Raw genomic sequence first — 12663 nt, 5'->3', positions numbered from 1 at the left:
GGTCAGCCCACGACCAGACCCAACTGGTCGATCTGTCCGGTCGCCAGCCGCCCGCCATAGGCAATTTGCAACGTGTCCTCGGTAAATGCGGTCTCGACCGAACCTTCGGCGACTTTGCGGGTGTTGATGATGAACACCCGGTCGAAATAGTCACGGACCGTAGCCAGGTCGTGATGCACCGCGACAACGGTTTTGCCGTTTCTGCGCAGGTGGGACAGGACGTGGATGATTGCCTTTTCCGTGGCGGCATCGACCCCGGCAAAGGGTTCGTCAAGAAGATAGAGATCGGCATCCTGCGCCAATGCGCGGGCCAGAAAGACCCGCTGTTGCTGCCCCCCGGACAACTGTCCGATCTGCCGGTCCGCGAAATCGGCCATGCCGACACGATCAAGACACGCCATGGCGCGTTCGCGATGCGCCGGACGAACCATGCGCAACAGACCCAGCTCTCGGTAAAGGCCCATCAGCACCACGTCGATGGCGCGGGTCGGAAAATCCCAATCGACACTGGCACGCTGCGGTACGTATGCAATCCGGTCGCGCAATTGTGCCAGTGGCTTGCCGAAACAAAATACCTGCCCCGACAGTGGCTTGATGATCCCCAAGGCGGCCTTCAACAGCGTCGACTTACCTGCACCGTTCGGGCCGATGATCGCGGTCATCGAGCCGGGCTGAATCGTCATGTCGACAGAGAAAACGGCGGGTTTCTGACCATAGCTGACCGTCAGGCCACGTACTGCCAGCGGGCTGTGGTCTAGGGCTTCGACCTCGGGGACGGTGCCCATGTTTGCCGCCAGTTCGACACTCATGACTTAACTCCCGGCCGACAATTTGTTGTTCAACCCGCGCGCTGGCACATCACCGCCAAGCGCCGCGACAATCGTCGTCACGTTATGGTCGATCATGCCGATATAAGTGCCCTCATACGTTCCCGGTTCTCCCATCGCATCCGAAAAAAGCTCGCCCCCGACCATGACCTCGTGCCCCTTGGCAGCCGCGCCTTCGATCAGGGCCCGCATGTTGCGATCCGAGACAGAGCTTTCGACAAAAACAGCGCCGATATTACGGGCAACCAGAAGATCGACCAGTTCACCGATCCGGTTCAAACCGGCCTCGGATTCGGTCGAGATGCCTTGGACACCCATCACCTCGATCCCGTAAGCCGCGCCAAAATAGCCAAAGGCGTCATGGGCCGTCAGCAGAACACGCTGCGCGTCAGGAATGGTGGCGGTTGCGCTGCGCGCATAATCGGCAAGCTGCGCAATATCCGCAATGTGGTTGGCGGCATTGGCCTGATAGGTGGCGGAATTGGCCGGGTCGACGCCAATCAGCGCGTCGCGCACCTGTTCCACCACCATCGCCCAAAGCTCGGGCACCATCCAGACATGCGGGTCGAACTTGTCGGCGTAATCCTCATGGCTGCGCAGCACGTCGCGCGGAAGACCCTCGGCCACGGCCGCAACAGTGCCGCGTTTTTCCAGTTTGTGGAAAAAGTCCTCCATTTGCGCTTCGAGATAAAACCCGTGCCACAGCACAAGGTCTGCGCGAGTCATGGCAACGATATCGCTTCGGGTCTGGCGATAGGCATGGGGATCAACCCCCGGCCCCATCAAGCCCTTCACTTCAACAAGGTCTCCGCCAACCTGCCGCGCTGCATCAGCGATCATGCCGGTGGTGGCAACAACCGACAGCCGCCCGGACGCCCATACAGGCGTGCCTGCAGACACGGCACTAGCCGCACCCAGAGCAAGAATCGAACGACGCGAGAATCGCATGAGGGACCTCCTGTTTCGCTGAAATGAATATGCGACTTATTCTCAACTAAGTCAACAATTGTGAGAATGGTTCGCAATTGCAGCTTTCGGATCGAATTTTATTGACCAAATGGACAAATTCTGTTCAAGCCCACCCGAACCGGCGCTTGAAAAGGCAAGGGCCGCGTGACACGCTTGATCAAAGACGTGAACAGGGGGTGGCGATGACCAGCCAGACCACGACAAGTGACATTCACCAGCTGCCGCAGACGCTGGAACCGCGCAATCCCGGCATGGCACTGGATCTCGACTGGGTGCGTCGGGTGCAGGCGAATACCTCCGCGATCGAGCGCCGTGCGGCGACGCTTCCGGGGCGGCGTTCGGTAAAGAAGGATTACCAGGCCGCGTGGCTGTGCCGGGCCATCGCCTGTATAGACCTGACCACGCTGGCGGGTGACGATACTGAAGGCCGAGTGCGCCGCTTGTGCGCCAAGGCAAAACAACCCGTGCGCGCCGACATCCTCGATGCGCTTGGCATGACCGGCCTGACCACCGGCGCGGTGTGCGTCTATCACGACATGGTCCCGACTGCCGTCGACGCGCTGCAAGGGTCGGGTATCCCGGTTGCCGCCGTTTCAACCGGCTTTCCCGCCGGGCTGTCCCCCTTTCACCTGCGGGTGAAAGAGATTGAGGAAAGCGTTGCGGCCGGGGCTGAAGAAATCGACATCGTCATTACCCGCCGCCACGTGCTGCAAGGGAACTGGCAGGCACTCTATGATGAAATGAAGGCATTTCGTGAGGCCTGCGGCGAAGCGCATGTGAAAGCGATCCTTGCCACTGGCGAACTGGGCACGCTGCGCAACGTCGCGCGCGCCTCGCTTGTCTGCATGATGGCCGGGGCGGATTTCATCAAGACCTCTACCGGCAAGGAAAGCGTGAACGCCACCCTGCCCGTGTCGCTGGTGATGATCCGCGCGATCCGAGAGTATTTCCAGGCCACAGGCTACCGCGTCGGATACAAGCCCGCCGGCGGGATATCGAAGGCCAAGGACGCGCTGGTCTATCTGTCCTTGATGAAGGATGAACTTGGCAACCGCTGGCTGGAACCCGACTTGTTCCGCTTTGGTGCCTCATCGCTGCTGGGTGATATCGAACGCCAACTGGAACACCACGTCACCGGCAGCTATTCCGCCAACTACCGCCACGCGATGGCCTGACAGGACCGATACTCATGACCGTGAAAGAAATCTTCGACAGCATGGATTACGGCCCCGCACCAGAAAGCGCTGAGGACGCTCTGGCATGGATCGTCGATCAGGGCGCGAAATTTGGCCATTTTATCAATGGTGCCTTCACCGAAACGGGCAAAGGCTTCAAAAGCCAGAACCCGGCCAACGGCGAGACGCTGGCGACCCTGACACAAGCGACCCAATCGGATGTGGACGCCGCCGTTGACGCGGCACGCAAGGCGCAGGCCAAGTGGCAAAAGCTGGGTGGCCATGGCCGCGCGCGCTATCTCTATGCCATCGCGCGATTGCTGCAGAAGCACTCCCGCCTGTTCGCTGTTCTTGAAACCCTGGACAACGGCAAGCCGATCCGCGAAAGCCGGGACATCGACATCCCCCTCGTCCAACGCCACTTCTATTATCACGCGGGCATGGCCCAGTTGATGGAGTCCGAGTTGCCTGACCGCGAGGCAATTGGTGTCTGCGGTCAGATCATCCCGTGGAACTTTCCCTTGCTGATGCTCGCCTGGAAGGTCGCTCCGGCGCTGGCAATGGGTAACACTGTCGTTCTGAAGCCTGCCGAATACACTTCGCTGACCGCATTGTTGTTTGCCGATATCTGCCAGCAGGCCGGGCTGCCCGATGGTGTCGTAAATATCGTCACCGGCGACGGTGCTGTGGGTGAGATGATCGTCAATCATCCCGGCATCGACAAGATCGCCTTCACGGGATCGACGGAGGTCGGTCGCCGTATCCGCGAGGCAACAGCCGGATCGGGCAAGTCCCTGACGCTCGAACTCGGAGGGAAATCACCCTACATCGTCTTTGACGACGCTGACATTGACTCAGCCATCGAAGGGCTGGTTGACGCAATCTGGTTCAATCAGGGTCAGGTCTGCTGCGCCGGGTCACGCCTTCTGGTGCAGGAAGGCATCGCCGACCGGTTCCATGACCGGCTGAAGGCACGCATGGCGGGTCTGCGCATGGGCAATCCGCTGGACAAATGCATCGACGTCGGCGCGGTCGTCGATCCGGTGCAGTTGAAGACGATCACCGACATGGTAGCCGCAAACGAAGCAGGCGAGGTTTATCATGCCCCGATCGACATGCCGGTCGAAGGCTGTTTCTACCCACCAACCCTGATCACCGGGCTGGCGCCGTCCGACCGCCTGATGCAGGAAGAGATTTTCGGTCCTGTCTTGGTCTCGACCACATTCCGCACCCCTGGTGAGGCCGTGGCACTGGCCAACAACACCCGATACGGGCTGGCGGCAACGCTGTGGACCGAGAACGTGAACCTGGCGCTGGATATCGCGCCCAAGCTGGTCGCGGGTGTGGTCTGGGTCAATGCCACCAACCTGTTTGACGCGGCTGCCGGCTTTGGCGGCGTGCGTGAAAGCGGCTTTGGACGCGAAGGCGGATGGGAGGGCCTTTCGGCCTATACCAAGCCAAAGGGCAAGACCAGGCCGTTGACTACGATCGAAGCCTTCAAGGGCGACAAGGGCCCTACGGACCCGCTGGACCGCACGGCCAAGATGTATATCGGCGGCAAACAGGCGCGGCCCGACGGTGGCTATTCGGCCAATGTTTATTCGCGCACCGGCGCGCTTCTTGGCCAGGCACCAATCGCCAACCGAAAGGACATCCGAAACGCTGTTGAGGCGGCACATGCGGCGTCTGGCTGGGCCAAGACCACCGGCCACTTGAGGGCACAGATTCTATACTACATTGCAGAAAACCTGTCGGCCCGAGCAGATGAGTTCGCTGCCCGTATCAACGCGCTGAACGGCGGACGCAATGGCGCGAAAGAGGTCGACACGTCGATCCGCCGCCTGTTCACCTATGCGGCCTGGGCCGACAAATATGACGGGCAGGCACATGGCGTCCCGATCCGGGGCGTGGCGCTGGCGATGAAAGAGCCGGTTGGCGTCATCGGCGCATTCTGCCCCGACGACCTGCCGCTTCTGGGTCTGGTTTCGGTAATGGCACCGGCCATTGCGATGGGCAACCGCGCGGTTCTGATCGCGTCAGAACCTTTCCCCCTGGCGGCAACCGATTTCTACCAAGTGCTCGAGACTTCGGACGTGCCTGCGGGTGTGGTCAACATCCTGACGGGCGCGCATGGCGAACTTGCAAAACCGCTGGCAAGTCACCTTGACGTTGACGCGGTCTGGAGCTTTTCGTCAACCGACCTGGCACGGGACATCGAAAAGGCCAGCGCCGGCAACATCAAGCGCACCTGGGTCAACAACGGCCAGACCCGCGACTGGTTTGGCGCGGCCGGCGAAGGCCGGGATTTCCTTCAGGCAGCGACCGAGGTCAAGAATATCTGGGTGCCATACGGCGAGTGAACGACAAATAAGGGCGGCATCAAAAAGCGCCGCCCTTTGTATTGGTTTTTGAACCCGGCAATCCGAGGGTGAAACGGGATCGTATCGCGCAGACGTCACACCCCTTCGGGTTTTCCGACCACCACGAAATGCAGCTTCTCAGGGCGCAGCAATTCCCGCGCGACCCGGTTCACGTCGTCCAGCGTGACCGCATTCACCTTGTCATTGCGGGTTGCGACATAATCAAGCGGCAGCCCCTCGGCCTGCATCCCGACCAAAATGCTGGCAATCGCCCCATTGCCATCAAACCGCAGGGGATAAGCCCCGGTAAGATAGCTTTTTGCCTTGGCCAGTTCTTCATCGGTAAGTCCATTTTCGGCCATTCGCGCCCATTCAACCCGGATCACCTCGATCGCCTCGGCCACCCGGTCATTGGCCGAACTGACCTGCCCCATGTAAAGCTCGGCATGGTCCATCGGTACCAGGAAAGAATAGACGCCATAAGTGAGCCCGCGCTTCTCGCGCACTTCTGTCATGAGGCGGCTGTCGAACCCGGAACCACCCAGGATCTGGTTCAGAAGGTAGGCAGCAAAGAAATCGGGATCGTCGCGCTTTAGGCCTTCGTGACCGAAAATGGCAACCGATTGCGGCGTGTCGAATTCGACAACAGTCGTTCCGCCTTCGAATGCGACCTCAGCGCGGGTGGGGGGCGGGGCGCTGGTCTCGGGCAGGTCACCGAGAAGATCGTCCAGCATCGCGCCCAGCTCGGCTTCGGTGATGTCACCCACGACGCCGACAAACAGGTTGTCCTTTGCCATCACCGCCTGATGTGCCGCGACGATGTCGTCCCGCGTCAACGCTGCCACGGTGTCCTCGTAGCCGTTGGTGGGGTTGGCATAGGGGTGGTCACCAAAGGCAAGCCTGTTGAAACTCTGGCTTGCGATCTCGCTAGGATCGGACAAGTCCGAGCGAATGATGGAAAGAACTTGCCCGCGCACCCGTTCAATCGCCTCATCAGGGAACGACGGTTCGATTATCGACTTGCGCAGCAGGCTGACCGAGGCATCGCGGTTTTCGGTCAGGAATCGGGCCGATACAGTGACCGCGTCACGATAGCCGCGATAGCTGAAGCTGGCAGCAAGCTCTTCGACCTCGCGCGCGAAGGCACGGGAATCAAGTTCCCCCGATCCCTCTTCCAATAGCCCCATCATCAGGTTGGTGACGCCGGTTTTGCCTTCCGGATCCAGCGTGGTGCCGCCCCGCCATTGCAATTCGAGCGCAACGAAGGGGATCGAGTGTTCTTCGACCAGCCATGCAGTGATCCCGCCCGGCGAGGTGACTTCCTTGATCTTGATCTCGGCCAAAGCCGGGACAGCAGCGAGGAAAGCGACAATTGTCAGCACAAACCGGATCATTTCGACACCTCCGTATCCGACATCAGCCAGCCGGTGACCGATTTGTTCCTGTCAAAGACCGTTCTCGCGGCAGCCATCACCTCGTCCGAGGTAATCGACTGCACGATGTCGGGCCACGCCATCACGTCCTCGATGGTCAGACCCGAACTCAGCGCACGACCATAGCGATTGGCCATCCCGTCAACGCTGTCGCGCGCATAAATTTCCGAGGCCCGCATCTGGGTTTTGATGCGCGCAAGCTGGCCTTCATCAACTCCAGTTTCCAGGAACTCCGTGATTACCTGATCCATCGCATCTTCCGCCTCTTGCAGCGAGACGCCGGGCACCGGGACAACGGTTAAGTCAAAGCTGGTGCGATCCAGTGACACGCCACGATAGAACGCGCCAGAGTAAACCAGAATCTGACGTTCAAACTGCAACTTTTCCGACAGAACCGAAGTCACGCCACCACCAAGAACCTCGGCAAGCAATGTCAATGCAGCCGCCTCGCGCTGGGCGCCAGGGTCGCGCTCCTGAGCCAGATAAGACCGCGTTACATAGGGCTGCGCCACACGCGCATCCCGCATGATCAGGCGGCGTTCGGCCAAATGGCGCGGTTCAGTAGTGCGCACCCGCTCGGGCAGGTCGGGATTGGCAGGTATGACGCCATAGTACTTGTCCGCCAGCGCCTTCACCTCATCCGGCCAGACATCGCCCGCAACCACCAGAATGGCATTATTCGGGGCATAAAACTCTTGATAATAGGCCAGCGCGTCCGGCAATGTCAGCCGCTCCATCTCGTGGCGCCAACCGATGATCGGCACGCTATAGGGATGGTTCATATAGAGCGCCGCGTTCATCTGTTCCCGCATCAATGCGCCGGGGCTGTTTTCGGTCCGCTGGTTGCGTTCCTCGATGATAACGTCGCGTTCGGTCAGGATATCGGCTTCGCTGAGGCGCAGGTTGACCATACGGTCGGCCTCCATCGCCATCATCTGTTCCAGCCGGTCATTGGCGACGCGCTGGAAGTAGCCGGTAAAATCATTCGAGGTAAAAGCGTTATCCGTACCGCCGTTTGCCGCCACTCGTTCGGAAAACTCGCCCGGTTTCAACGTGTCGGTGCCCTTGAACAGCAGGTGTTCCAGAAAATGAGCCACGCCTGAGACCCCTGGGGTCTCATCCGCCGACCCAGCACGATACCAGACCATGTGGGTCACGACCGGCGCGCGGTGGTCTTCGATAACGACTACGTCCATGCCGTTGTCCAGCGTAAAGCTCGTGACCTGCTCGGCCGCGCGCACCGGCAGGGCTGTTGCTGCCAGCCATGCCAAAAATACCAAGTAACGTTTCATACCTACCCTTGCGATGCTCATTGCCTTGTGACGTGCGTCATTAGTTACGCACCGCCGGGACAGCTTCAAGGGATCAAACGGGTTTGTGAGGACTTAATGCCCGCCGCTCATCGCAGGTCGGCAGGATAGGCCGGCGTACGCGCACCGGCACGACGCCAGCGCCAGACCTCATCCGTCTGCTCAAGCGACAGCGGGGAATAGACCTTGTCGTAGAAGTCGTCCTTCTTCAGCCGGAACCGACCAAAACGCCCGCGTTTCTTGCGGTACTCTTCATCCTCGATCCGCGCCACCTGCCGGACATCGGCTTCAACACCCGAGCGCGAGGCATAGGACACCAAAGCCCCGTCGGACGACGACACGCCACGATCTTCGACTGCCTTGCGCGACCCGCCCAGCGCAGCAACCGCGTCCGCCTTTGGTGTCAGATCGGTACGGTTCGTGCCGCCCGGCGTGGGCGCGGGCAACTCGGCGTAGGATTTCGGAGTTTCAAGCGGTTTATGCGGGACAATGCGGAATTCATCCGGGCCGTCACCGGTCGGACTAAGAACGCGCAGCCCATCCTGCTTGGCACAGGCACTCAGGCCCATTGCCAGAACCAAAACTGCCACCCTAGACAGGGACATTGCCGCTCTCCTCAAACCTCAAAGGGGTTTTAAACCAATTCCGCCACCACGTCACGCAGGCTTTTTGCCGGTGAACAGGAGCAAACCCAGCGCCCCGGCGAATATCGCGATATCGGCGACATTGAAGGCAAAGGGATTGTCGATGCCGCAGCACGACATGTTCAGAAAATCCGCAACCGCGCCGTAAAGAAGGCGGTCCACCACGTTGCCGATTGCCCCACCGATCAGCACCCCGGCCGAAATCATCGCCAACCGCCCCGGTTGATCCTTTCGGACCCACCACAGGACAAAGGCAATCACCGCAAATGCTATGGCAATCAAAATGGCACGGGTCGAACCTGATCCACTGGCGAAAAGCCCGAAATTGATGCCCTCGTTCCAAGCCATGCGAAAGGTCAGGAAAGGCGGCCAGACGTCAATCCGGCCGACCTCCCACAGGTTCAGATGGTGGACCACCAGGTATTTTGACGCCTGATCCGCCAGAAATACCCAGAACCCTGCCCAGAAAAGCTGCCGCATGGCTGCCCCTTTGTTTGTTGCCTGCCGATCGATCCACCCTTAGTGGCGGAAGTGGCGCATGCCGGTAAAGACCATGGCAAGTCCGGCTTCGTCCGCCGCCTTGATCACCTCGTCGTCCCGCATCGAACCGCCCGGCTGGATCACGCATTTGCCGCCAGCGGCGGCCGCTTCCAGCAAGCCGTCCGGGAAGGGGAAGAACGCGTCCGAAGCGACAGCGCAGCCCTTGGTCGGCACCTCGTCCAGTCCCAGTTCCTCGGCCATGCGGCCGGCTTTGGCGGCGGCGACATTGGCACTGTCCAGCCGGCTCATCTGGCCGGCACCGACGCCGACGGTGGCGCCGTTCTTGACATAGACGATGGCGTTCGACTTGACGTGTTTGGCGACTTTCCAAGCAAACAGGAGATCGGCCATTTCCTGCTCATCCGGGGCCTTCTTGGTCACGACCTTCAGGTCTTCGATGCCGACATAGCCGACATCCTTGTCCTGAACCAGCATGCCGCCCGCGACCTGTTTGTAAGCCTTGATCGGCTGACGCACGTCCGGCAGACCATCTGTCAGCAGCAGGCGCAGGTTCTTCTTGGCGGCAAAGATCTCTTTCGCCTCGTCCGACGCACCCGGGGCGATCACAACTTCGGTAAAAATCTGGGTGATCTTGGCGGCGGTGGCCGCGTCCAGCGGCATGTTCAGCGCCACGATGCCACCGAAAGCCGATGTGCGGTCACAGTCAAACGCCTTCTGATAGGCTTCTTCCAGCGTCGCGCCCACGGCTACGCCACAGGGATTGGCATGCTTGATGATTGCCACGGCGGGGCCGTTGGCGGGATCGAACTCGGCCACCAGTTCAAACGCGGCATCGGTATCGTTGATGTTGTTGTAGCTCAGTTCCTTGCCCTGAAGCTGCACCGCCGTCGCCACGCCGGGGCGGTTCGAACCGTCGGTGTAAAACGCCGCCTTCTGGTGGCTGTTCTCGCCATAGCGCAGGGCCTGCTTCAGCTCACCCGCAAAGGCGCGGCGCTTGGGGGCTTCCAGCGCCAACTGATCCGCCATCCAGTTGGACACGGCGGCGTCATAGGCAGCGGTGCGGGCATAGGCCTTTTGTGCCAGCTTCTTGCGGAACTTGGCGCAGGTCGCGCCTCCATGCTGGTCCATGTCGTCCAGAAGCTTGTCATAGTCCTCGACGTCGACGATCACGTTCACGAAAGCGGCGTTCTTGGCCGCAGCGCGGATCATCGCTGGACCGCCGATATCGATGTTCTCGATGCAGGTGTCATAATCGGCCCCCGCCGCGACGGTCGCCTCGAACGGGTAAAGGTTCACGACCAGAAGGTCGATCGCTCCGATCCCGTGTTCGTCCATTGCCGCGACATGGTCGTCATTGTCCCGCAGTGCCAGAAGGCCACCATGAACTTTGGGGTGCAGGGTCTTGACGCGGCCATCCATCATCTCGGGGAAGCCGGTGATCTCGGACACGTCCTTGACCTCAAGCCCCGCGTCGCGCATCGCCTTGGCACTTCCGCCGGTGGACAACAATTCTACCCCGCGCTCGGCCAGCGCCTTGCCAAGGTCAATCAACCCGGTCTTGTCGGAAACAGAGATCAGGGCGCGGCGGATCGGGGTTTTTTCGGTCATGGTGAGCAGGGTCCAAGGGTCAGGTTGTCAGGTCCAGTTCGTCCCGGTTCAGGTCCCTGATAGCAATCGCGCTGTCCTGCGCCTTGGCCAGCGACCACCGGATGCGGGTCGCATACTCCAACGCGACCCCGGATAGAACCACTTGTTTGGTCGCACGTGGCTTTAATCGTGATTTTTCCAGGTAAACCGACGGTTCGAGGGCCAGATCGAACACCCCTTCGTGTCGGAATATCCAGATTTCACCACTTTTCAGCGCCAATGACACCGCCGCACCTCCCATGTCCACGGCCGCATCGACCTCGGGATGCAGATGGAATCGCAAGTCAAACGGCACGCCTTGCAGGGATTTGGCGTCCAGCACCCGATCAAACCGTTTCTTGTGGGTATCCTCCAACGCGATGATCAGTTCCTCACCCACCATGCCGCGCCCGTCGAAGGTCAGTTCCAGCGTCCGCGCGTGGGTCAGACCATGGGTGCGCACGTAACCATCGTGCCCCCCCTGAAACCGGAGCCCGTCCGGGGCGGGGCTGATTTCGATCGGCACCTCTTTGGGCGTGTCGATCAACTGTTCCTCACGCCAATTGCCCGATCCAACCTCACCCAGCCGGGCCGAAGAATACTTGTCCAGCGACAGGGTCGAATGGGACGGCGTGGCCCGACCCGCGCGGCGCCAGTCCTCGCCAAAGCTGGCACCGGAACCGCAGTTGACAATGACCGGCCGCCGTCCCGATGTCATCTCGAAGGCAAGGGTCGAAGCGTGGGCATTGACCGAAGCCACCCCGGTTGGCGGTGGGCTAGCGTCGACGATGACGCTGGTGCGCCCCGCCGACAGGCGGGCATAGCCCATGGACAACCCATCGGGCTGGCTGGTCTTGACTTGGCTTTCGGCCAGTGCGTGGTCCAGCCGCCCCTCAAGTCCGCGTCCCCCGCCATGAAAACGCGCCAGTCCGCCATCGGCATGGCGCAGGGTGCGCAGCGTCGGGGCGATGCGTTCCACCGCGGCGGTGTGATCCTTGGAGAGCGGCATTTCCGCCTCGGCCAACGCGGTTGCCGCCCAGGTCAACAGCGTGAAGACTTCCAGCAATTCCTCGGGGTTTCGAGTCGGGATACCGCCCTGCTCGTCCACCTGTGCGCGACACTCCCGGTCGAGCGCTGCCAGCGCCGGGGCCACGTGCCGCCGCATACCTTCCAAGGCTAGCCCGGCATAGATCAGCCCTGTCAGCGCCTCAAACCGAGGCAAGCCCGGCGCGGTCTTCTTCCAACGGCGGCTGAGAAAGATCGTCTGCTGACCAAGCGACCGATAATAGGCCCGGCTTTGATCTCCGTCGCGCCCGCGCAACAGGAAGGGCGCGTGGTTGATCCAGCGGATCAGACGGCGCCCGGTCAGATCTGGTGTCCAGCCTGCTCCGCGCCCCGTACCGAACCTGTCGATCCAGCTCCATAACCAATCCTGCGCCTTGCCGCGCGCCGCCGGGTCGCCCACCGCAGCCAGATCGTCAAGCCAGGCAAAACCGTGAAGGTCCGCGTCAAACACATCGTCAGGCGGCGCGATCTCCCACATGCCGCGATCGGGCGCTGTCACCAGGTGCCCGGCAAAAAGGAAATTCCCCGCCACCAGTTGCTTGCCCTTGGCATAGCTGCCAATGGTGCGTGGTTCCGGCATCGAGGTGAAAGCTGTCGCAGGACGCGCAAGCGTGCTGCCCCGTGCGTGAACACGGTGCATCAGGCGCGTCCAGCGCGCGCTTGGGCTGTCTGGGTTGGACATGCGCTCTGCCTCTACGCTCTTCGGGCGTTTGGCCGCGATGATAGCGCCGACTCAAGCGAAAGTCACCGCCG

At 61.0% G+C, this 12663-nt stretch carries 10 protein-coding genes; 2 read left to right on the top strand and 8 right to left on the bottom strand.

Annotated elements, in window-relative coordinates; genetic code table 11:
• Positions 1-2 precede the first annotated feature (2 nt).
• A complete protein-coding gene (locus JQ863_RS02835; protein ID WP_204112814.1) occupies positions 3-809 on the bottom strand; it encodes a metal ABC transporter ATP-binding protein in 807 nt (268 codons plus the stop codon).
• Positions 810-812: 3 nt separating this feature from the next.
• The gene (locus tag JQ863_RS02830; protein WP_204112813.1) at positions 813-1775 is read right to left on the bottom strand and encodes a metal ABC transporter solute-binding protein, Zn/Mn family; all 963 of its coding nucleotides are present in this window, start codon (positions 1773-1775) and stop codon (positions 813-815) included.
• Positions 1776-1978: 203 nt separating this feature from the next.
• Here JQ863_RS02830 and deoC point away from each other — a divergent pair, with 203 nt between their 5' ends.
• Complete coding sequence (deoC, locus tag JQ863_RS02825) at positions 1979-2971, top strand: deoxyribose-phosphate aldolase (RefSeq protein WP_204112812.1); 993 nt, start codon at positions 1979-1981, stop codon at positions 2969-2971.
• 14 nt (positions 2972-2985) lie between these two features.
• Positions 2986-5331, top strand: coding sequence for an aldehyde dehydrogenase family protein (locus JQ863_RS02820; protein ID WP_204112811.1), 2346 nt, complete (start codon positions 2986-2988; stop codon positions 5329-5331).
• 95 nt (positions 5332-5426) lie between these two features.
• On the opposite strand, the gene JQ863_RS02815 is transcribed toward JQ863_RS02820, so the two are convergent.
• From JQ863_RS02815 to JQ863_RS02790, 6 genes are all read right to left on the bottom strand, one after another.
• The gene (locus JQ863_RS02815) at positions 5427-6725 is read right to left on the bottom strand and encodes a M16 family metallopeptidase (protein WP_204112810.1); all 1299 of its coding nucleotides are present in this window, start codon (positions 6723-6725) and stop codon (positions 5427-5429) included.
• Positions 6722-8056, bottom strand: a complete 1335-nt coding sequence (locus tag JQ863_RS02810; RefSeq protein ID WP_204112809.1) for a M16 family metallopeptidase — start codon at positions 8054-8056, stop codon at positions 6722-6724. Before JQ863_RS02810 ends, JQ863_RS02815 begins: the two co-directional genes overlap by 4 nt.
• Positions 8057-8163: 107 nt before the next feature.
• Complete coding sequence (locus JQ863_RS02805) at positions 8164-8679, bottom strand: DUF3035 domain-containing protein (protein ID WP_204112808.1); 516 nt, start codon at positions 8677-8679, stop codon at positions 8164-8166.
• Positions 8680-8730: 51 nt separating this feature from the next.
• Positions 8731-9198: a signal peptidase II gene (lspA, locus tag JQ863_RS02800; protein ID WP_204112807.1), complete on the bottom strand. Its 468-nt coding sequence runs from the start codon at positions 9196-9198 to the stop codon at positions 8731-8733.
• Between the two features lie 39 nt (positions 9199-9237).
• The gene (gene purH, locus JQ863_RS02795) at positions 9238-10827 is read right to left on the bottom strand and encodes a bifunctional phosphoribosylaminoimidazolecarboxamide formyltransferase/IMP cyclohydrolase (RefSeq protein WP_204112806.1); all 1590 of its coding nucleotides are present in this window, start codon (positions 10825-10827) and stop codon (positions 9238-9240) included.
• A 19-nt stretch (positions 10828-10846) separates the two neighbouring features.
• Positions 10847-12592 carry a heparinase II/III family protein gene (locus JQ863_RS02790; protein ID WP_239113197.1) on the bottom strand — a complete coding sequence of 582 codons (1746 nt, stop codon included), beginning with the start codon at positions 12590-12592 and terminating at the stop codon, positions 10847-10849.
• Positions 12593-12663 lie beyond the last annotated feature (71 nt).

The organism is Shimia biformata (assembly GCF_016888515.1).
In the GTDB taxonomy this organism is placed as follows: domain Bacteria; phylum Pseudomonadota; class Alphaproteobacteria; order Rhodobacterales; family Rhodobacteraceae; genus Shimia_A; species Shimia_A biformata.
This window is presented reverse-complemented; position numbering and strand designations above follow the sequence as displayed.